The sequence below is a fragment of the Colwellia psychrerythraea genome, from assembly GCF_000764225.1.
In the GTDB taxonomy this organism is placed as follows: Bacteria; Pseudomonadota; Gammaproteobacteria; order Enterobacterales; family Alteromonadaceae; genus Colwellia; species Colwellia psychrerythraea_D.
On the sequence record NZ_JQED01000056.1, the window covers coordinates 1 to 20,926 of the forward strand.

A 20,926-nucleotide genomic window follows, 5' to 3' on the forward strand; every position below is an offset into this window, starting at 1 on the left:
GCCGATCACTCAATACCATTTTGACCGAAAAGTGATCGGCATCGATGGTATTGAGTGATCGCGATGGATGGTATTAGGTGATCGGCTTAGATGGTATTAGGTGATCGCGATGCATGAGAATATGCAAAAGCCAAAGAAGCGATAAAATCTTTTCCTGTAGGTCTAGAGCAACTACTAAATTTTGAAGACGTCAATGCAAGTGTAATTGAACTTGTAATTCAAGATAGCTGTAATATTGAGATAACGCCCACTAATAGCAGAAAACTACTGGGTAATATGAATGATTTAATATACTTATATCAATCTCTAATTACAGCTGAAGGAGGTTTAGCTAATTGCGATATGACTTCAATAATAATGAATATCAATCGTACACCTCAACGTGTATTAGATTGGGAAAATTCAATAACGGTAACTAAAGCATTGTTGAAATGCGCAACATAAGAAAATAAACTGGGATAAAAAAGTAGTCGGTTTTTGCTCCATCATAGCTATTTAACCAACTATTTTTTGCCCGTTATTTGGGCGTCAGAATTTATCCCTAATCGGTGAGTACCCTTCATGAAAGTAAAAATAGACGATATTATTGACGCTGTAGATTTTGATAGTGATATGAGCGAGTCTTTTTTAAACACTAAGACTAAGCAAGTTTGTATGTTTACCTATGAGGAGCTCCGAGCAGCAGAAAACGACGAAGATATATCTGATTCTGCTGATTGGTATTGTGAAGCGGTTGCTAGTGCCAAGCATTATTTAGAGACTCCGGATGACTATTTGCCTTTGCCTGAAAAATACGATTGTAATGAGTACCGCATCATGGAAAAATTTATCTCGCGAGTAATTATTTCTAAGCAGTCAGAAATGTTATCCCAATCTATAAAGGGTAGAGGTGCATTCCGACGGTTTAAAACTATGCTGGAAAGGCTAGGTTTGCTAGATGAATGGTATAAATATCGAGGTCAAAAGTTGCGAGAGTTTGTTGAGTTTTGGTGCAAAGAAAACGAAATTGATTTTGAGTAAGTAATTCTTAGGAGCAACTTTGAAGTGCCACTAAAAAAGTCGTAACTCTAACTCGCTCAAAGGGCGATAGCGCCATAGGAAAGAGCACTTAAGGTCAGCTAATTGAAAAATTATCAGAGTACTTCTCTTGTTTAGTAGAAAGAGCATAAATATCTATATTTTATGGTAGTCAATTTCTAAAAAAGATAAAATTGTATAAGTAATTTAAAAAATGTGTGAAACAAAGGTGTTTTTTTATTATTCAATAGGTTAACTTAAATTTTTAGTTCTCAGGGGGATGAAGTGGGGTATCATAACTAACTCTCACGTAATTAAGTTAATAAAAACAAATAGGTAAGCGCTATATGGGCGGCATGAGGTAGTTAGGTTTAAACTCTATTTTTTCAATTCCAATCATTTAAACGAAAGCCCGCATAGTGATATTTGGGCTCTTAATTAAGTGTGCGACTCGCCCTGAAATAGGTTAACACTATTAGGACTTATTTATGGATACTTCAATCAGCAGTAGGGGTTAGTTTTTAAGGAAAGTTGTTTACTGTAAAATTATTCATGGTGGATAATCTTACTTGTTTGATGCTTTTTGACTAATAGATATTTTTGTTTCGATCCAATCGACACTAAATAAAATCATTTCATCGTAATGAGCAATGGCACAATGGTCATCATTTTCGTAAAGCTTCAGCTCTGCGCCTTTTACTTTTTCAGATAAATAAACCGAATCACTTGTTGGGATCAGCGTATCATTGTCACCGTTAATCACCATCACCGGGATATTTATCTTGTTAAATATTTCTCCGTTATTGTTATTGAACGTGAGCGATTTAAGCGACTTGATCAAATCTACAACAGAGTGAGCCCCTAATACTTTCTTCATCGCTTTAATAATAATTTCAGGACGAGCGCCCGGTTTATTAAATAACAGTGGCGCACCGTTAACAACACTAGCCTTTATTCTGTCGTCAAATGCAGGCATTCTAGCGCTCCAGTGGGCGCCAAAGCTCATTCCTAGCATAGCGATATTATCTCCATCAATGTTGTCATGCGCTGCCAAGTAGTCAATAACACCGGAATATATTTTATGCGAGTCAAGCGACATAGGCGTTTTATATTCATAAGTACCTGGCATTTCCATGACAAAAATTGCTAGATTTCTTTGGTCTATTTCAAGATCAACCATAGGGGCAATTAATTCAGGAGATGTGCCTTCTAAACCATTGGTTAACAACATAACCGGTGATTTTTTTACTTTTATCAGGTATAAATATATAACCCGTTATATCCTCTTGCTCAATAGTCAGCTCAACTTTTTCCCAGCGGTTATCCCAAAGCGGTAACATTTGTTCAAATAAACTTTTCGCCTTTGCATGCAAAGACAAGCGTAGTGGTGTTGTACCAGGAAAAGCTCCTACAGAATATAAAGCTATTGCTTTTTTACGCTCTTTCCAAGCACTTTCTATATCATCTTTTGCTAGAAAGCTTTGTGCATTATTTTCATATTGCTCAGCAAAGGCGCCCCAGTAATTGCACCAAGAGTTTTCTTCAAATGAATTGCAGTTAGTTAACTTTTTTTCCATATCAATGGCTGATAAACCAGCAAAATTTGCATAGCGTAGAAGAAACAATTGTGGAAGAAAAAACCTAACACCAGTAAATTTAGCGACTAAATTGGTTGCGCCAGTTAAATTACAGAGTAGGTAAGTTAAACCTTTTAAAAAAGATAACATGATAATTCCTAATAGTTTGAGGTGTGACCGCTACTCCCTAAATAGGCGTAGCAGTTAATAGTTAAGGTTAATGTTGACTTTAGAAACTATAATCAAGCGTAATACCAAAGGTTCTAGGTGCTTTATAAGTTGTCGCGTTTTGACTAAAAAATGCTACTTCAGGAGAGAAAGCGGTGCTGGCGACTTCGTTAGTTAAGTTTCTTCCCCATAACGTAATACCCCATTTTTCATCTTCTGAAAGATAACCAATTTGTGCATTATAACTGCCCGTTGTTCTTCTTACAGAATCTGGGTCATCAATAAAGACTTGCGTTACATCGCCACGGCCGCGATAGTCGACACGAGAACGAATGACAGCTCCGCTTTCTAGCCATAAATCATGTGATAATGCGATAGTTGCGGTCCAATCTGGTGCTCCTTGAACTGGGTTACCTATAACATTCTCAGGGTTATCTACACCAGCACTATAGTTAGTATATTCATGATCGTAGTCAGACAACACGGCTTGCAGTTGTATGTCTTCTGTCAATAATGCCAGAATTTCAACTTCAACCCCTTTTATCGATGCTTCACCTACGTTACTGGTGATATTACCGCCTGACGGTAGGTAAAAATCACCATGAATATCGTCATAGGTTGAATCAAAAGCAGTCAGGTTCAAACGTAAGCGATCTTTGAGCAGATCCATTTTTGCGCCAATTTCAATGGTTTCTACCGTTTCTTCATCAAATGATTTATTAGCAAGTTCATTATTAGAGGCTTCATCATTGAAACCGCCACTTTTAAAGCCCGAGCCCCATGAAGCATAGCCCATGATATTATCGGTAAATTGGTGCGTTAAAGAGACTTTACCTGAAATCGCTGACCAAGAATCTTCTGGTGTTGAGATAACGGGTTGAAGTGGGTTATCAACAAAGACAAATCCAAGTAACCCGGATGCTGTATGGTAAAAATCGTACTCTTTTTTATCATAACTATAACGTGCACCTACCAAGAGTTTAGTTTGCTCGGTAAAGTCATAGGTAAGCTCACTGAATACACCAACACTATTAGTTTTGTTTGTTGCTGCAATGGTTTGATAAGTGAAAGTGACGGCTGGAAGTGCTTCTTTAACTTCATTGCGCGTATGCTTTTCGTTTAAATAGAAAAGCCCTAATTGCCATTCTAATGCTTCACCTTTGCCAGCATTATCAATTCTCAACTCTTGTGAAATTGTTTGTGCATCGTTTTCTGAATTTTCAATAACAAGGTCGTCAGGTGTTCCAAAAAGATCAACTCTTGCAGAGTTTTCACCGTCTCTGAAGCTTGTTAAAGAGTATAAGTTAAAAGTCTCATATTGTTTTTGAATTTCAACACTAGCGCCCCAAATTTTTAGTTTGTAGTCAGCTTCACTGTTTACTACTTTCCATGGATCATCACTCACTTCCATATAAGCAGAAATAGGGCCAACACCTGGGATTGAAGTAACCATAGGCTCATCATATTTTGCATTTTTACGTGCTAAAGGATGTTCATTATGTAAATCAGAAGCATGCGTTTTGAATAATACACTTAATGTATCACTTGGCTCATAAAGCACTTGAGCTTTCACCGCATAAGACTCTTCATTATCTAGGCTGTTACCTGTGTTTGCATCTTCATAATAGCCATCGCGACTTTCATAAATCCCACTTAAACGACCAGAAAAACCGTCAGTAATTTCACCATTAATAAAGCCTTCGATAGATTTTAAATTATAATTGCCAATATTCAGGGTAATTTTTCCTTCGTTATAATCAGAAGGGCGATTGCCAATAAAATGGATAACACCCGCAGTCGCATTTCGTCCATACGTTGTCCCTTGTGGACCGCGTAACACTTCGATACGGCCAATATCAAATGTTTTATTGTTTTGCATAAAACTACGAGAGATAACTTCGCCATCTTCCATAACTAGAACACCAGTATCACTTGAAGCACCGCCGCCACCAGAGTCAACACCGCGTATGCTTAAGCCGGAATTTTCAGGCGTTGCTGCTGTGAATTCTGCGCCAGGTGTGAAACCTAAAACGTCTTGTGAGGTTGCTAGGTTGTTAGCGCGAATATCACCACTGGTCATCGTGTTGACGGCAACAGGGACTTCTTGTAAGTTTTCAACAACTTTACGAGCAGTTACCGTGATTGTTTCTAAAGTACCTTTGCTGTTAGCTGCACTGTCGCTATCCGTTGTTACCTCTTCTGCATGTGCAGAAGAAAATACGGCTAACAAAATAGCTGAAGTTAAATAACTCTTTTTCATGGCTTTTTCCTCTTTGGCAAATCTCATATTTTTATTTGTATAAAGATTTAATGCTTATTGTAATTTCTATTTTTATAAGAGATTAGCATTCACCTTGTTTACAAGTTCTATATTTTACGCAATAATATGTATAAATTACGCAATATGCATTAAGGTAATTCAATGACTGCCCATCACGTTAGAGCGGCATTTTTAAAGTCTTGTTTAGAAGTAGTTGAAGAGTTAGGGGTTAATACTAGCTTGTTACTAGATAATGCAGGCTTATCAAAAGATATGCTTTTAGAGCCTGAATCATTTGTACCACTTGATACTGCTGTTCAGGTCATGGAGGCTGCCGCCCTTGAGGCTAAATGTGAGCATATAGGCTTATTGATAGGCTCTAGGGTTGGCCTAAAAAGCCTAGGGATATTAGGCGTAATGGTTCACTCTGCTTCATCCTTTCATGAAGGTCTAAAGGATACAATTAAGTATTTGTCGTTAAATGTCACTGGACTTAAAAGAACGTTAACCATAAATGAAGGTATTGCAGTACTCTCATCCAACTATGATTCATCTAAAATAGGGTTGTCAAGACAAGCTCGACAACTAACAGTTTCTCTAATGTGGGCAGTACTCACTAACTTAACCATTGAACCTTGGCGTCCTATTTCTATTTCCTTTACTTTCTCAGAGCCCAAAGACAGAGTCTTTTATCGTAAGCTTTTTAAAACACATATCTATTTTAATGCCGAGTATGACGGTATTGCTTTTCATGAAGCTGATCTAAAAATGAAACTAGCAACAGGCGATAAACAATTACATCAAATTATTTCAAATCAAGTGATAAAACCTGAATATACTAGTGCGCCAAACTTCATTGATGAGGTTAAAAATTACATTGCTAAGAATTTAGAACTAGGCATTACTGCGCAAAGTGAAGTGTTAAAGTATTTCCCAATGGAATTGAGAACATTTCAAAATAGATTTAAAAAACATGGCACTAGTTATCAAGAGGTTCTTGACGAGATTCGCTTTAAGAAAGCAGAACTCTACCTTGCTGACTCATCACTTAAGTTATATCAAATTGCAGATTTACTAGGCTATAAAAGTGGCGGAGCCTTTTCTTTAGCATTTAATAATCGCTATAAGATGACTCCTTCTCAATGGAAGAAAAGTTTTTTATCACAAAATTAGCCTAGCTACTCTGCCAGATAAAACCATCAATTTATTTTTGCGCTAAACAATCTGCTTTTATATATTATGAACCTTTAAAGCTATCGTTGTGATGCCATATAAGTGACGGCTTTCTTAACAAACTTTTCGCTTTGATTAATACCAGACTCAAATGCTGTCTGGCCTTCTTGCTCTGTCAATTCAGACCAAAGTGCGCGTACTGCTTCTGGCGTTTGTGACTGCTGAGGAATGAAACAACCTTCAGTTTCAAATATCCTCGCTCTAGAAAAACCACCGGCTCCGGCACATAAAACAAATCGGTTAGGGGCATCATCATCACATAAAGTCATCAACCCTGCTGATACCGCTTCTGATGTGAATATTTTTGCTACATCTTCTGGCATCAAATCTTCTGTCATTCTCGTACTCGCTGTAGGGGCTATGGCATTTACTCGAATATTATTTTTAGCACCTTCAATAACTAAGGTATTCATTAAGCCTAAAACGGCCATTTTAGCGGCACCATAATTTGATTGGCCAAAATTACCATACATACCACTTGAAGAAGTCGTCATGACTATGCGGCCATAATTCTGCTCGCGCATGATGTCCCAAACGGCTTTGGTACAATTGACAGAACCCATAAGATGCACGTCAATTACGAGCTTAAAATCATCTATACTCATTTTGGAAAAGGATTTATCGCGTAAAATCCCAGCGTTGTTGATTAAAATATCAACTCGTCCCCACTTGGCTATGGTTTGTTGTACCATATCTTGCACTTCTTCAAAGTTTGCAACATTGGCACCATGGCTTATAGCTTCACCACCATTTTCTTCAATTAAGCGCACAACCTCTTGTGATGCTAATGATGAAGCACCACTACCGTCTCTAGCGCCACCTAAGTCATTTATCACAACTTTTGCGCCGCGCGCTGCTAGCGCTAGCGCATGAGAGCGGCCTAAGCCATTTCCTGCGCCTGTTACAATAGCGACTTTTCCCTCAAAATTGATTGTCATTATTTTTCCTCTAAACAAATTTTGTATTCTATTGTTAGCTGAGACATAACCTTAGCTATTCGCTCGCTATCAACTGAGGTGATTATCTCAGCAATTAGCCCTGTCTTTTGTTGAGAAACGCTAGCGGCTGCTTTTATGTTTTCTTCATTAAATAGTCTGTTTAGAACTCTCTCAGCTGCTTTTGCACGCAAGCTAGGTTTGAAAATCTTACCTACAGCGGTAACGGGTAAACTAGCCATTACTTCTAGGTAAACAGGCGTTGCTGCACGTTCAGGAATGTTTTTTCGTACAAAAGTTTCTATTTCTTCAAGACTTGCCGTGGCGTTGGGGGTTAAGGTGATATACGCACAAGGCAATTCACCAGCATAAGCATCGGGCTGGCCAATAGCAGCTACACTGGCAACATCTTGATGCGACATTAATGTTTCTTCAATACACGAGGGGTCAATGTTATGACCACCACGGATAATAAGATCTTTTTCTCGCCCAGTTAGCCAAATAAAGCCGTCTTGATCTAATCGGCCAAGATCGCCGGTATTTAACCAACCATTGTCAAGCAAGGTGCCTATATTACTTTTTGCCTCTAAGTAACCAGGAAATACATTGTCGCCTTTTATTAATAATGCCCCGACTTCGTTAGTTTGGCATTCTTTTATAATCTTACCTGCATCATCCAGTTCGACTATTTTGATTTGTTGGTTGGGTAAACAAACACCAATAGAGCCTACTTTTCTTTCTCCTTCTATTGGGTTTAAGGTACTAATGCAGCTTGCTTCTGTTAGCCCATAACTTTCAAGTATTTTGGCTCCTGTCGTTGCTTCAAAATTTGTCATCAACTGTTGTGAAAGCGGAGCTGCACCGCAAATAACAAACTCTAGTGAACTAATGTCAGCATCTTGCATAGGCGAATCGAGCAAAGCGGTTAAAATAGTAGGCACACATGAAAAAATAGTCGCCTGGTATTTTTTTACGTATTGCCAAAAATTATTAATAACATTTGGTGTTCTGTAACCCATTGCAGTGAGTAGCACAATACAGTTACCTTTCATGAAACCTGCTAACCCTGTTCCGATAACAGCATTAACATGAAACAGTGGCAGCCCTACCAAGCATACATCACCAACATTGCCAGGATAGAACTGCGTTAAACTCCAAGCATTGGCTATTTGGTTAGCATGGGTTTGTTGAGCAACTTTTGGTGTACCTGTTGTACCACCTGTATGAAAATAAGCAGCAACATCATTTGCAGAAACACATTGTTCGTTATCTAAATTGAACTCATTTTGTTGTGCTAATGTTGCATCAAAGCTAATAACAGGAATGCCTACTTGATTACTAACATCCTCGCTAACTTGCGCAGTGCCAACTAAGAGTACAACTTCTATTTGTGGCGAATTTCTAATCGCATCAAGCGCTTTATTCCATAATTCAGGATTGAACTCAGGGGCAAGTGTCACCAGAACATTTGAATTTGCTGCCGTGATGATATCTATAACTTTATTCGACTCTAACAGTGGGTTTATTGCATTCACTATACCAACGGCTTCAGCACCCCAAATAGTAAAATGTGTTTGCGGTAAGTTAGGTAATAAATATGAAACAATAGGTGTTTTATCAGAAATTGATGTAAAAAGATTAGCAGCCTGCGTTATTTTCTTAAACAAAGCGCTATAAGTATATTTCTCTACAGGAGAATCTAGTGCTGCGGTATGTTGAAAACAGATAGCATCAAGGTCTTCATATTTATCTGCACACCACCTAAACATGTCATAAGTCGTGGAAAAGGGAGGTTCATTCAGAGCAAACTCATCTCTTATATTGATTAAGTTGTTATTGCGTGGATTAGTTATATTGTCTGCAAGCATTATCATTCCTATTGCAACAAAGTAAAATTGAAAAGCTTTGTGTTGTAAAGAAGGACGGATTTAGTGAGAGATCCGCCCTTTGAAACAGCTTTTTAGCTAAATTAGGCGTACTAATTATTCTTCTCTATTCACACCAAGTAAAATAAATGCCATGGTTGCTGGCTGTTTTGATTTATTGACCCACGCATGGCGAGTACCATTTTGAACAACACAACTTCCTGGTGTTAATAAACGTTCTTCACCATTATCAAGTTCTAGGTAAATTTCACCTCGGAGGACAATGCCGTAGTCAATAGAGTTTGTGGTGTGCATACCGGGACTTGTTGGGTCAAGGTGTTCAATGAGTCCTGGGAAAAGTTCTTTAGTTTCTGCGATAGCTTCTGGTGAAAAGTTAAATGAACTCTCTTCTTGAGGGGGGAATGTAATGACTCTGCAAATACTACCACCTGTTTCAGGAAAATAATTATTAACGTTGTTTAGTTCTCCCTTGTGCGGTACAACACTGTCTTTTTTAGTTGACCAAAGTTCAAATGACTTAAAGCCCAGAAGAAGGCTGCCTTGTACAGGAGAAACATCACTTTCAGATAAAAAAATTGAGTTTCCTTGTTCATCATGCCCAGTAACAATTTGACGAATATTCATATGATTTCCTCATGTAGCTATTTAATTTATTTGATTTTCACTACTCCTCATATTAAAGGGACTAATCATTAAAAATTAAATATATTATGAAATAAATCACATATATTACGCACTCTGTTGCGAATGCAGGTGTATCGGCATAGTCAATTTGTCTTTTACAATTGTGCAGTGACATTTAGGTTAAAAAGATCATTTCGAAAAAATCTTCTCTGATTCCTATGTGATGTTATACCAATTGCAGTAAGTAAGGGAGTAGTTTCAAATGGCCTAAATAGCCAATAACGTCGTTGCTTTCAATCCCAATACTCCCTATGACTCAATTATGTGCCTTGTTCTTGAAAATTTATTCTCATTGAACTCTGTAACCTTAAATAACCTGAACTCGGCTTAATAAATGATTATCTAGCTGCTATTTTTCCTAACCTCTGCGTTAAATTTACATGCAATATAACAGCTATTGAGGCGAAATTTTCCTTGAAGTAAGAAAAACTATCAAGCCAGAATCTCATCAGAGTAGTTTGTGTGGATATTTCAATAGGGTTAAGTATCTCTTAAACCGAGTTCAGGTTAATTAGTCCAAATGGTTTATTTGCGGAAATTCTAGGAGATAGGAATCCCGTACATATTAATGATGTTGCAGCAAAAAATAGTGTCTTTGGTCAACGTGTTGTTCATGGCGCATTTGTCTTAAGTACTGTTTCGGCATTGTTAGGGAAAAGCTGCTAGGTGAGGGCACAATATATTTGGGGCCGGAGAGTATCTTTATAGCACCAGTGTTTATAAAGGTCGAATCCGAAATGTAATTTGAATTACGCTGTGTACACTTATAAATATAGCCAATTTAAAAGCAAGGAAAGTGTTATCCACATGAGTAAAATCAACGGAATACCCACACGCATAAAATCAGAAAACTGATAACCACCAGCATTCATCACCAATAAATTGGTTTTATATGCCATGGGTGTCGCGTAACTTAAGTTGGCACCAAATAGAACGGCTAAAATAAATGGCTCGGGTGAAAGGTTAAGTTGACTAGCAACAGAAATAGCAATGGGTGTACCAATAACGGCAGCCGCATTGTTTGAAACAATATTGGTTAAAATAGCTAATAACAGCATTAAGGCGGATAAAATTCCTCCTGGTGGTAGTCCATACGATAAGGCGACAAAAACCTGTGCTATATATTCAGCGCCTCCTGTTGTCATCATCGCGGAGCCTAAAGCCAGTGACGCGGCAACAATTAATATAACTTGAGTACTTAAGGCTGATGCGGCTTCTTCCCAATTTAAACATTTAGTAAGTAATAAGATGAGTACACCACATACTGAACTAATTTCAATAGGCAGAATTCCCAGCGCTGAAGATACAACGACGGCGAGCAATGTGCCTAATGCCACCGGCGCTTTGCTCGTTTGTGGTAACGATTCAGCACCATCTATTATTAACATGCCTTGTTTAGCTTTTAATAAATCAATCTGCTCTGTTTCTCCTTGTACGAGTAAGACATCACCAATCTTCAAACGTGTGTTGCCAATGCTATTGCGGCCCGTTTCCATGGCTTTACCGGCTCTATGTAATGCAATCACTGAAATAGCATATTTACGAATGAAGTTTGCTTGTTGTAAGGTTTGTCCTTCAATACCAGAGCCCGCAATGATGACAATCTCTGCTAAGGTTTGTTTGTCAGCTTTTAACGGATGTTCTTCATCAACTTTATGCAGCCCAGAAAATAAAGTTGCGCCTAAAACTGTCTCGAATTCTTTAAGGCGATCAGGATAATCGTGCACCTTTAATCGATCACCAGTAACGAGTACAGTATCAGGTAAAGGTATGATATTTCGATAGTCTGGACCTCGTTGAATACATTCTATTTTGAGCTGTCCATCGGTCAATTTAATTATTTCGGCAATGGTTTTATCGTTAACATCACTTTCTTCGTTTATATTAAGATAAGCACTAAATAATCGAGGAGACGTATCAGGCATTGATGGTGTTCTATTCGGTAAAAGTTTGGGCGCAATTAGCCATAAATAGAATACAGCTACCGCAGAGGCAATCAGTGCTGGCTGAATAAAGTCAAATAGACCAAATTCAACTGCACCCATATTTTTTGCAATACTCACGACTAATAAATTAGTTGAGGTGCCTATTGTGGTCGTCATTCCACCCACCAAGGTTGCTAATCCCATTGGGAGTAACATGGGTGATGAGTCTGTTTGAGTACGTAAAGATACGTTGATTAAAATAGGCAGTAATAGCACAACTACGGGTGTGTTGTTTATAAAGGCACTTAATCCGCCACCAAGAATAAGTGTTAACAATAATGACAAGCTAGGGCTTATTTTCCATAACTTAGCCAAATATCGACCAATAGGCTCCAACGCCCCGGTACTGACAATACCATGACCAATAATCATTAATGAGCAAACGGTAATTAAGGCCTCATGCCCAAAACCAAAAAACAATGAACTTGGTTCGAAATGGTTACCATCGACATAAAATGGAAACAGTGCAAACAGTAAACACAGTATCGTTATAACAGCCAACGAAGAGGTTTCTAAAGGAGTGTCTTCTCGGCGAAATAAATACAACGCAAGTACGGTAATGAATAAAGCGGCTAATGCGTGGTTATTGGGTAGGTCAGGAATACTCAAAATGGATACCAAGTTGATTCAATTATTTAGCCTCTAAGGTCAGTAATTATACCCGTTACCAATCAAGATGCAGGTTTCAGAGTGCTTGAGCAATGTCAATTCAAGGCGCTGTGATGAAACAATGGTCATTCCATTATAAGTCACAGCAACGATGAAGTGATGTTGCTCAAGCGCTTCTTCGATGGGTTTTAAATGACTTTATACGGCGTTAAAAAATCAAACCATAGAATGACTATGCTTAAATTATTTTCCTTGGCTAAAGTCATTTAAATTCCCACTGAAATCCTACACTTTGAATGGTAATGGGTATATAACGCATCATCTTCAAATGGAGCGTGTATAGAAGCCAGTATAGACCCAAAATCTATTTAATATACAGACTCTTGTGTTAATAATAGGTAATTTGTGAATAACTAAGCAATACAATAAGCATTAATGCTTAGTAAAAGGCGTTTCTAATTCCAGCTGAATCATGCCTCTTCAAGAGGAACGGGTATAAATCTGTTACCAATCAAGATGTATGTTTCAGAGTGCTTGAGTTATTTCAATGCGGCTTTATTGCTGAGTATTTTGCCAAAGTGAATTGGTTTTGCGCCACGTTGGTCTTCGATGTAAGCGACTTCAGTGAATGTTTTATGGGTATTTAAGTCAATAAAAAGTATGTTATGTTTGTACTTGCTAGTCTCCAGTTTATATTGTTTAACATGTATAAACTAACCCACGCTCAGAGGTTAGCACCTCGTGGGGAGTCATTGTGTCTATTTAAGGAGTTTTTATGATTGATTTTGATAATAAAGCCATTTTCAAGTTAAAGCAGAACTCTGAATATGCAGAAAAGGTTAGTGAATTACTGTTAGATGACGAAGAAATCATTGATTCATTTAAATCTATGCGAGATGGGGTGATATTTACCAGTAAAAGGATCATTTCGGTTAATGTTCAAGGCATAACTGGAAGTAAAAAAGATTTTACATCCTTACCTTACAAAAATATCGTAGCCTACTCTATTGAAACTTCAGGAACTTTTGATCTTGATTCTGAGCTAGAAATATACTTTTCAGCAATAGGTAAAATAAAATTTGAATTTACAGGTGAGTCTTCAATGCTTCAGATTTCAAAAGTAATTTCTAATCATGTGCTATAAACCATAACTTCAGTGTAAATTTATCGGGGGAAGATAGCTGCTAACAGTTATCGCTTTATCTGTGGTTATTGTATGAATTAAAGGAGTTAATTTGTCTTATACAATTGAGCAGCTACATCTAGGTCAAAAAGATCATTTTGAAAAAACCTTCTCTGATTCCGATGTGATGCTGTTTGCTGAGATTTCAGGAGATAGGAATCCCGTACATATTAATGATATTGCAGCAAAAAGTAGTGTCTTTGGTCAACGTGTTGTTCATGGCGCATTTGTCTTAAGTACTATTTCGGCATTGTTAGGGGAAAAGTTACCAGGTGAGGGCACAATATACTTGGGACAAGAGAGTAAGTTTATAGCACCGGTATTTATTGGTGATACCGTCACCGCAACTTGTGAAGTAGTTGAACTTATGACAGACAAAAACATCGTTAAATTACATTGCAGTTTAGTTAATCAAAACGGCAACGTAGTCGCTGAAGGGCTGGCAACCGTGATGCCACCTAAAATTTAGGACTTATATCTTGCCTGAAATGACAAACGCTACGTTAATCTAAATGTAAAGGATTTAAGTAGCGTTTGTGTAAGTGCCAATGGTTTTGGAATCTATTCCATTAACCACATTCTGGCTTTACGCCCTGGTAAGTAAAACTTATGCCATTGGCTATTAATATTTTGCACATCAACACCACCAACAACATCACGGTAGTTTTTATGCCACCATAAATTGTGCTCTGCGGTATTTACCCACACGTCTTGGCCGTTATCACACTTGTTAATACCTACCACACCAATGTGATCACGTTTGAATAAAATCACACAATCGTTAAAGCTCATCACTTGCATGCCGTGGCCTTGTGCAGCGTTATGAAATTTCACCATACCAGCAATGTCTGCGCGTTTGTATAAACCTTGCCAACGGCTACCGTCATTACTTTCGTTATGATCAGAGTAAATCATCGGCGTACCGCCATCACGGCCCAGAATGTAAGCATTAGCTAACAGCTCATCAGTCTCATCGAGTATTTGATACCTAAAACCTTCGTTGGTTGGAATATCATGAGTTATTGAAAAGGTTACCGCTTTGTCGCCTGCTAATGCTTGACCGTAAGCTCCAGGGTCAACTAGTTGATTCATTGAACCGCCAAAACCAAGGGCACCACGAAGTGAAGCAAATAATGGGAAGTCATAAGCGCCGTGACCAGTATCATTTAAATAGGGGGCTAGGAAACTGTCGTAACTATTATCGCCAGCGCCACCCGAAGTGATGATTTCACCAAACACATGCATGCCATTTTTGATGTCGTTATTAAATACCGCGTTAATGTGGTAGTTGCTCATATGTTTTGCGGCATCAACGCGAAAACCAGTGACACCGATTGTTTTTAACGCTTGTAAGTAGGCTTGTTGTTGAGATACTACCCAGTTATTTGGGTCTAAATCAGGTAATCCTGTATCGCCATTACCGCCACAAAGTCGCCAATATTGTACATGGCCGGGGTTGCCCCAATCAGTAATACATCCTGCGGGGTGAAAGTCATTTGCGCCATAGCTACCCTGTTGTAAATCGCCAAATAACTTAATAGAGTTGTAGTAAGTGCTATCAGCAGCATAAGTAGCAAGTACTGCAGCACCTGGGTAGTTTAAATCTGAGCGTTGGGATGATTCGTTCGCCATATGGTTCAATACGATATCGGCGTAGGTCTCAACGCCTTTGGCTTTAAGGGCATTAACCATCTCTTTAAAGTCGTTGGTATCACCTAAAGGGCTATGAATAAGTCTTAAGTCTTGTGGCTGATAACGGGCCCACCATTCATTGCCTGAGGATTTATATGCTGGCGAAACTAGTACTTTTTTGTAGCCTAAATCAGCAATCTCTTGTGCTTTGGTTGCAACGTCATCGTAGGTCCAGTTAAAAGCATGCAGTATGGTATCAGCGTATGAACCTTGACTGAATAATAATGAGCTGGCGATGATTGATGCTTGCGTGAATTTTTTCAATAGTGGTGTAGTTTTCATGCATTCCTCGTTTATATTATTTTTATTGTTGTAAACTTTTTGGGCTGCTGATCGAGCAACTAAATTGAGCGTAAATTAAGCGAAGATAGTTATCAATCCCCCTACATACGTATTCATAAGCCAATTTTATTTGCTCAGTAAAACGTGGGAATCGACACTTTATACTGCATTATTCTGCGTAACTAGTTGAATTAACACTGTCATCCTTAGCATAAGCTTGATAGTCACTCTATACTTCGTCTAAGACTTTCCCTGTTGCAAGGCATAACAAACATATGGATAAAGCAAACGACATTGATATTGATATTCAAAGCAATACAGATGAATTATTTGGTCACCCTAAAGGCTTATACGTTTGTTTTGCGACTGAACTTTGGGAGCGGTTTTCATTTTATGGTATGAAGTATTTGCTGCTCTTATATTTAACTAAATACCATTTATTCTCTGACGGAGCAGGCTTGGAAGTTTTAGGATCCTATGCTGGTTTAGTTTATACCTTGCCCGTGATAGGGGGTATGTTAGCTGATCGCTATCTTGGTATGAAAAAGTCGGTGATATTCGGTGGTATCTTACTCTGTTTTGGCCATTTACTGATGGCAGTTGAGGGCCATCAAGCGGTGCAATATGTGGCGGGTACCATTTTAACTGCAGATATTACTCTGAATAATGGCACTGTACTTAGCGCGGGTACTCAATTAACGGAAACGGTTAAAATTCAAGATTTAGCAGCGCTGAATGTTTTCTACTTGGCATTATCACTTATTGTGGTGGGTGTTGGTTTTTTAAAGCCCAATATTTCCACCATAGTAGGTCAACTCTATAGTAAGGATGATCCCCGTCGAGACTCTGGTTTTACCATTTTTTACATGGGCATTAACCTTGGCTCTTTTGCCGCAACGATTATTTGTGTTTACTTAGGTGAAACCTATGGCTGGCGTTACGGTTTTGGTGCTGCTGGCATTGGTATGTTATTTGGTTTGGTGACGTTTACTAAGGGCCTTAAATATTTGCGTGGTTTGGCAGAGCCGCCCGATGTTGCCGTGTTGAAAGATAAAGTTTGGGGGTTGATAAGCCGTGAGCACTTAATTTATCTAACGGCTATTTTAAGCTTGTCGGTATTTTGGCTTGTTATTCAACATGAGCCCGTAGTCTTTGCAGCTCAGCAGGTTTTATTGATTGCATCGGGCGTCGGGTTAATAGCCTATGCCGCATTAAAAGGCAGCAGAGAAGAGTTCCAGCAAATGTTAGTGCTGATGGTGTTAATTGGTTCTACCATCGTATTTTGGGCTTTGTTTGAGCAGGCAGCGGGGTCAATGACCTTATTTGCCGACAGAGTTGTTGATAGAAATATTGCGGGCATTGAGATAACCGCGGGTCAGTTTGGCTCTCTTAATGCGGGCTTTATCATTTTGTTGTCTTTACCTTTTGCAGCGCTGTGGGTGTGGTTAGATAAGTTTAAGTTAAACCCCAACATTCCGATAAAATTCGCCTTGGGAATTATGCAAGCGGGTTTGGGTTTTGGCGTTTTGGTTATTGGAGCACAATATCCCAATGAGGCCGGTAAAATCAGTTTATGGTGGTTAGTGCTAGCGTATCTTATTCATACAACGGGTGAGTTGTGTCTTTCACCGGTCGGTCTTTCGGCCGTGACTAAGCTGGCGATACATCGCGTGGTCGGTTTATCAATGGGGGTGTGGTTTTTGGCAACGGCGTTGTCTGAAACCTTGGCTATGCGTTTAGGAAAATTAGCGGCTATTGATACCCATAGTGGGGAAGTCGGAAGTGTTAGTGACAATCTTCTTATTTACACCCAGCTATTCGAGTTTTTAACGTGGATTGGTATTGGTACAGGCGTATTTATTCTGCTGATATCTCCGCTATTAAAACGGGGTATGCATGGTGTTCGCTAAGCTGTTTTAGCGATAAGAAATGCGAATAAGGCGTATTAATGATGCTTATTGATGTGCTGGTCTGAGTGTTTAAAGTATTGATAATACGCATGAACCGCAAACCCGATAACGAGTGCTACTGAACATAAGCCAACGACCAAGGATAAAATTGCCATAATTGCCTCTGCTATACTTTATTGTCTCCATAGTTAAGTATAGCAAAGGTGAAAATAGTTAATGGAATAACGTGGCTATTATCTAGGTATGAATTCTAATACCGTAGCGTTAATACAAAACCTTGGTTGTCCGTTTGGACCATCTGGAAATACATGACCTAAATGAATACCAGAAGTTTTAGAGCGAATTTCTGTGCGCACCATACCGTAACGATTATCAGGTTTTTCAATTACTGAACCATCGACTGCTTTAGTAAAAGATAACCAACCCGTACCTGAGTTAAAACGGTCATCGGTATTAAATAATGGTGCGCCACTTAACTTATCAACAAAAACGCCATCGGGAGTGTTTTTGAAAATTTCATACTCTTTGCAAAAACGTCTATCTGTACCTTCGTCAAATGCAACATTAAAGGCTTCACTTTTACCTAATTTAAATGCGCCTAATGCTTTATAAAAGTAGTCAGGGCTCATGTATCCTTGTTTACCAAATACTTCTTCACCATCTTGGATAAATAAAATACTGGGGGTCGCCCAGGTTTCAGTTTTTATATTTAAACCGCTTAATTGGCTTGCTAGTCGGTAATTTATTTCAATGGTACCTTTGTAATCATTAGCAACATTCTTTTTGAATTTTTCACAATAAGGGCAGTAACTCTCTGATTCAATGACAACAATATGTTTACCAGTTAATAAGGGCGTATTATCAATCTTTTTAGTGGCCAATTCTGTTTTAGCATCATCATTAAATTTAACACCGGTAGAATGATCTGGACAGTAACCATTTGGATTTTTGACTAAGTAATCTTGGTGATACTGCTCTGCTTGAAAAAACTCAGTCAGTGGGCTTATTTTAGTGGCAATTTTGCCATAACCCGCGTCATTTAATAATGTTTGGTACTGAGAAGTTACTTTCAAAGCAATAGTATTTTGTTGCTCATTACTTGTTAAAATCGTTGAACGATACTGGGTGCCGATATCATTACCTTGACGGTTAAGTTGCGTGGGATCGTGCCCTTCATAGTAATTTTGTAGAATAGTTTCCAAGTTAACTTTTGAGCTGTTAAAAATAACTTTAACGACTTCTGCATGGTTATTTTTATTGTTCTTATTCTTTCTTTTGGTAATTTCTCGGTAACTTGCTCTGACATTTTTACCGTCGGCATAACCCGAGATAGCATCAACAACACCCGGAATGGCTTGATATCTTTTTTCAGCGCCCCAGAAGCAGCCTGCACCCAGTACAATGCTATCGAGGTGCATTGTCGCAGGCATTTCCTTCGTTGAATGTGATGATTTAGGCAATATCTCTTCAATATCATTTTGGATTTTTGTTGACGTGGCAGAGGCATAGCTAGTAGAGCTGGGTGTCACGGTATAAAATGCAAAAGCAAAGACTAATGTGATAGTGGTGATTAATGATAATAAATTCATAATGCCATCCTGATTCAATCGTTTGAAAGGGATTGATTTGTTAAACTTAAACTAGGGTCTGTTGATCTTTCGCGGTTAAATTTTGTTCGCCTTTTTTAAAGGGAGTAAAGCGTTTTAATCGCGGCGAGTAGTGTGTAGCCTAGTCACTCTAAGCAAATACTACTCAACAAAGAGTAAAACGCTTTTAGCTTAATCCTTTGGACAGCGTTTGTTGGTCATTTTTACGGCGTTATCACCTTTTTATGTGACGCGATATGGATATCGCTTATTAGACAATGCAGGAGCATATTGTCCTGAACAACCACATGACAAAGGCTCTGCCTTGTATAAATACCCAACAAACCGCTGCAAAAACAATCTCGAAAGTTCAACAGACCCTAAGTATAAATGACTGATATCGCTATAAAGTCACTGAAATATCACAATTTCATCACAATGGTAAAATAACGACTCAAAGTGTATAAAAGTGTAAACCTAGACGAGTAATAAAAGCGCTAAAATAAGTGTTCTAGGTTACAATAGACAGCTGAAAGTGAGCTGCATGTAATTTATTGCTCGAAAAGACACCATTTCAATACGTAATAACAATAATAAAAGATTAGAAACCAACTTAATGATTAAGCTATTTTCCTCTATACCGCGTGCGTTACTCGCAGCATTCAAGCTTTTTGCCGTGCTTACTGGTTTATTTACTTTGTCATATGCCCACGCTAAGTCAGAAAAGCCAGCCAAATGGCATGAGGCTGACTTTGTTGAAGCCTACTGTGAAGGAAAAGTGGAGCATGTCTTAGCGGATAAAACGCGGGTTGATTGTTTAACTGCTACCCATGCCATTGAGTATGATTGGGGGAAAAAATGGGCTGAGTCCTTAGGGCAGGCACTATTTTATTCTGCCATGACAGGCAAAAAAGCGGGTATTGTGTTAATTGTTAATCCAAGAACCAAAGAAAGGTATTTAAAGCGTTTAAATAAAGCTATATTGGATAATAAACTTGATGTTGATGTTTGGACTATTACCAATCGAAAAACCTAATTAAGCGTACTTTTTTCTCTATGATTTACACTGTTTATTAAAGTGTGTTAACCAAACGATAGGAGAAAATATCATATCTAATTCTGCCTTGACCAGTTGATGGTCATGTTGACTTGAAAACCACAAAACAATATTTTCATGTTCGCCCACCTCAACCACTTTTATTGTTGTTAATTCCCCCCATTTTTCATGAACAATGACTTCCTGTTCAGCGACTTCAAATTGATACTTTTCAACTTTCTTACTGGCTTGTCGATATAAGATAAAGCTGTCATTCCCTTGCAATAAATTCAGCCGAATTTGTGCGCCTAAAGTATCTAAGTCATATAATGCACTATTTTCTTTATTATTCCCTTTGTCATTTTTCTGTTGGTAGTGAGACACCTTAGTATCGAGCGTTACCTTCGATGATAGCCCGTCATCAGACATTTTAGCGGTCATTTCTCGTGATTTGAGCCCGGTTAGTTTTTGTGAAAAATGCGGTGTTAAGAAATGCTGATATTGAGGAGAGTAGTGCATAACACTTTGTTGTTGGTAAGTTGAGTCAAGCCACAAAAAAGTTACTTCACCGTATGATGCTACCGTTGCTTTAGTTGCCGCGGATGTGCTGTTATCCCATTTTATTTTTCGGTGTAAATAACCCACTTTTTCCCCGAGAAAATAAATTTCATACTCAAAACTTTTATTACACTGATGAAAGTTATTCAGTGCCTTTTCCGTTAATGAACCCATGGCATTGGCCTGTAATTGGGTCGTAAAGCCAAACAAGAAAAAAGCCAATAAAGCTATTGTCGGTGAGATTTTCAAGGTTTTATTCGTTACTTTAGTCGTGTTCGATTTATTCATGTTCGGGTTAGCCATGTTTGCTTGAGCTGTACTCGGT

At 38.4% G+C, this 20,926-nt stretch carries 18 protein-coding genes and 1 pseudogene; 9 read left to right on the forward strand and 10 right to left on the reverse strand.

What is annotated here, in order from left to right; all coding sequences use genetic code 11:
* The first annotated feature begins 141 nt into the window (after window positions 1–141).
* Together ND2E_RS23650 and ND2E_RS01345 are read left to right on the forward strand one after the other, a co-directional pair.
* Window positions 142–444, forward strand: coding sequence for a DUF6933 domain-containing protein (locus ND2E_RS23650; RefSeq protein WP_395858455.1), 303 nt, complete (start codon window positions 142–144; stop codon window positions 442–444).
* 117 nt (window positions 445–561) lie between these two features.
* Window positions 562–1,020, forward strand: coding sequence for a UPF0158 family protein (locus tag ND2E_RS01345; protein ID WP_033095820.1), 459 nt, complete (start codon window positions 562–564; stop codon window positions 1,018–1,020).
* A gap of 562 nt (window positions 1,021–1,582) precedes the next feature.
* Here ND2E_RS01345 and ND2E_RS01340 read toward each other — a convergent pair.
* The 3 genes from ND2E_RS01340 to ND2E_RS01330 form a co-directional block, all read right to left on the reverse strand.
* A complete protein-coding gene (locus ND2E_RS01340; protein WP_033095821.1) occupies window positions 1,583–2,248 on the reverse strand; it encodes an alpha/beta hydrolase family protein in 666 nt (221 codons plus the stop codon).
* Complete coding sequence (locus tag ND2E_RS01335) at window positions 2,211–2,744, reverse strand: hypothetical protein (RefSeq protein WP_033095822.1); 534 nt, start codon at window positions 2,742–2,744, stop codon at window positions 2,211–2,213. The genes ND2E_RS01340 and ND2E_RS01335 overlap by 38 nt, the downstream gene beginning before the upstream one ends.
* A 79-nt stretch (window positions 2,745–2,823) precedes the next feature.
* Window positions 2,824–5,022 carry a TonB-dependent receptor gene (locus tag ND2E_RS01330; protein ID WP_033095823.1) on the reverse strand — a complete coding sequence of 733 codons (2,199 nt, stop codon included), beginning with the start codon at window positions 5,020–5,022 and terminating at the stop codon, window positions 2,824–2,826.
* A gap of 162 nt (window positions 5,023–5,184) precedes the next feature.
* Here ND2E_RS01330 and ND2E_RS01325 point away from each other — a divergent pair, with 162 nt between their 5' ends.
* A complete protein-coding gene (locus ND2E_RS01325) occupies window positions 5,185–6,195 on the forward strand; it encodes an AraC family transcriptional regulator (RefSeq protein ID WP_033095824.1) in 1,011 nt (336 codons plus the stop codon).
* A gap of 80 nt (window positions 6,196–6,275) precedes the next feature.
* Here ND2E_RS01325 and ND2E_RS01320 read toward each other — a convergent pair whose 3' ends face one another.
* The 3 genes from ND2E_RS01320 to ND2E_RS01310 form a co-directional block, all read right to left on the reverse strand.
* Window positions 6,276–7,193 carry an SDR family NAD(P)-dependent oxidoreductase gene (locus ND2E_RS01320; RefSeq protein ID WP_033095825.1) on the reverse strand — a complete coding sequence of 306 codons (918 nt, stop codon included), beginning with the start codon at window positions 7,191–7,193 and terminating at the stop codon, window positions 6,276–6,278.
* Window positions 7,193–9,058 carry an acyl-CoA synthetase gene (locus ND2E_RS01315; RefSeq protein WP_052057019.1) on the reverse strand — a complete coding sequence of 622 codons (1,866 nt, stop codon included), beginning with the start codon at window positions 9,056–9,058 and terminating at the stop codon, window positions 7,193–7,195. The genes ND2E_RS01320 and ND2E_RS01315 overlap by 1 nt, the downstream gene beginning before the upstream one ends.
* Before the next feature lie 114 nt (window positions 9,059–9,172).
* Window positions 9,173–9,700, reverse strand: coding sequence for a cupin domain-containing protein (locus tag ND2E_RS01310; RefSeq protein ID WP_033095826.1), 528 nt, complete (start codon window positions 9,698–9,700; stop codon window positions 9,173–9,175).
* A 624-nt stretch (window positions 9,701–10,324) separates the two neighbouring features.
* On the opposite strand from ND2E_RS01310, the gene ND2E_RS23655 reads away from it, so the two are divergent.
* Complete coding sequence (locus tag ND2E_RS23655; RefSeq protein WP_395858456.1) at window positions 10,325–10,426, forward strand: hypothetical protein; 102 nt, start codon at window positions 10,325–10,327, stop codon at window positions 10,424–10,426.
* A 98-nt stretch (window positions 10,427–10,524) separates the two neighbouring features.
* On the opposite strand, the gene ND2E_RS01305 is transcribed toward ND2E_RS23655, so the two are convergent.
* Window positions 10,525–12,354, reverse strand: coding sequence for an SLC13 family permease (locus ND2E_RS01305; RefSeq protein ID WP_052057022.1), 1,830 nt, complete (start codon window positions 12,352–12,354; stop codon window positions 10,525–10,527).
* A 775-nt stretch (window positions 12,355–13,129) separates the two neighbouring features.
* Between ND2E_RS01305 and ND2E_RS01300 the strand changes: the two genes are divergently transcribed.
* On the forward strand, window positions 13,130–13,498 hold the full coding sequence (locus tag ND2E_RS01300) for a PH domain-containing protein (protein ID WP_033095827.1): 369 nt from the start codon (window positions 13,130–13,132) through the stop codon (window positions 13,496–13,498).
* A 91-nt stretch (window positions 13,499–13,589) separates the two neighbouring features.
* Window positions 13,590–14,006, forward strand: a complete 417-nt coding sequence (locus ND2E_RS01295; RefSeq protein WP_033095828.1) for a MaoC family dehydratase — start codon at window positions 13,590–13,592, stop codon at window positions 14,004–14,006.
* Window positions 14,007–14,098: 92 nt separating this feature from the next.
* Here the strand turns inward: ND2E_RS01295 and ND2E_RS01290 are convergent, their stop codons facing one another.
* Window positions 14,099–15,511: an alpha-amylase family protein gene (locus ND2E_RS01290; protein ID WP_052057024.1), complete on the reverse strand. Its 1,413-nt coding sequence runs from the start codon at window positions 15,509–15,511 to the stop codon at window positions 14,099–14,101.
* A gap of 275 nt (window positions 15,512–15,786) precedes the next feature.
* Between ND2E_RS01290 and ND2E_RS01285 the strand changes: the two genes are divergently transcribed.
* On the forward strand, window positions 15,787–17,421 hold the full coding sequence (locus tag ND2E_RS01285) for a peptide MFS transporter (RefSeq protein ID WP_190277874.1): 1,635 nt from the start codon (window positions 15,787–15,789) through the stop codon (window positions 17,419–17,421).
* A 233-nt stretch (window positions 17,422–17,654) separates the two neighbouring features.
* On the opposite strand, the gene msrA is transcribed toward ND2E_RS01285, so the two are convergent.
* Window positions 17,655–19,010: a peptide-methionine (S)-S-oxide reductase MsrA gene (msrA, locus tag ND2E_RS01280; RefSeq protein ID WP_033095829.1), complete on the reverse strand. Its 1,356-nt coding sequence runs from the start codon at window positions 19,008–19,010 to the stop codon at window positions 17,655–17,657.
* A 130-nt stretch (window positions 19,011–19,140) separates the two neighbouring features.
* On the opposite strand from msrA, the pseudogene ND2E_RS23430 reads away from it, so the two are divergent.
* Window positions 19,141–19,401: pseudogene (locus ND2E_RS23430) on the forward strand (hypothetical protein).
* Between the two features lie 222 nt (window positions 19,402–19,623).
* The gene (locus tag ND2E_RS01275; protein ID WP_052057026.1) at window positions 19,624–20,043 is read left to right on the forward strand and encodes a hypothetical protein; all 420 of its coding nucleotides are present in this window, start codon (window positions 19,624–19,626) and stop codon (window positions 20,041–20,043) included.
* Between the two features lie 18 nt (window positions 20,044–20,061).
* On the opposite strand, the gene ND2E_RS01270 is transcribed toward ND2E_RS01275, so the two are convergent.
* A complete protein-coding gene (locus ND2E_RS01270; protein ID WP_033095980.1) occupies window positions 20,062–20,889 on the reverse strand; it encodes a DUF3108 domain-containing protein in 828 nt (275 codons plus the stop codon).
* Window positions 20,890–20,926 lie beyond the last annotated feature (37 nt).

Excerpts from the sequence above, each read along its gene's own strand:
- ND2E_RS01345 (WP_033095820.1), top strand. The coding sequence starts at position 562 with ATGAAAGTAAAAATAGACGATATTATTGACGCTGTAGATTTTGATAGT.
- ND2E_RS01340 (WP_033095821.1), bottom strand. The coding sequence starts at position 2,248 with ATGTTGTTAACCAATGGTTTAGAAGGCACATCTCCTGAATTAATTGCC.
- ND2E_RS01335 (WP_033095822.1), bottom strand. The coding sequence starts at position 2,744 with ATGTTATCTTTTTTAAAAGGTTTAACTTACCTACTCTGTAATTTAACT.
- ND2E_RS01330 (WP_033095823.1), bottom strand. The coding sequence starts at position 5,022 with ATGAAAAAGAGTTATTTAACTTCAGCTATTTTGTTAGCCGTATTTTCT.
- ND2E_RS01325 (WP_033095824.1), top strand. The coding sequence starts at position 5,185 with ATGACTGCCCATCACGTTAGAGCGGCATTTTTAAAGTCTTGTTTAGAA.
- ND2E_RS01320 (WP_033095825.1), bottom strand. The coding sequence starts at position 7,193 with ATGACAATCAATTTTGAGGGAAAAGTCGCTATTGTAACAGGCGCAGGA.
- ND2E_RS01315 (WP_052057019.1), bottom strand. The coding sequence starts at position 9,058 with ATGCTTGCAGACAATATAACTAATCCACGCAATAACAACTTAATCAAT.
- ND2E_RS01310 (WP_033095826.1), bottom strand. The coding sequence starts at position 9,700 with ATGAATATTCGTCAAATTGTTACTGGGCATGATGAACAAGGAAACTCA.
- ND2E_RS01300 (WP_033095827.1), top strand. The coding sequence starts at position 13,130 with ATGATTGATTTTGATAATAAAGCCATTTTCAAGTTAAAGCAGAACTCT.
- ND2E_RS01290 (WP_052057024.1), bottom strand. The coding sequence starts at position 15,511 with ATGAAAACTACACCACTATTGAAAAAATTCACGCAAGCATCAATCATC.
- ND2E_RS01285 (WP_190277874.1), top strand. The coding sequence starts at position 15,787 with ATGGATAAAGCAAACGACATTGATATTGATATTCAAAGCAATACAGAT.
- msrA (WP_033095829.1), bottom strand. The coding sequence starts at position 19,010 with ATGAATTTATTATCATTAATCACCACTATCACATTAGTCTTTGCTTTT.
- ND2E_RS01275 (WP_052057026.1), top strand. The coding sequence starts at position 19,624 with ATGATTAAGCTATTTTCCTCTATACCGCGTGCGTTACTCGCAGCATTC.
- ND2E_RS01270 (WP_033095980.1), bottom strand. The coding sequence starts at position 20,889 with ATGAATAAATCGAACACGACTAAAGTAACGAATAAAACCTTGAAAATC.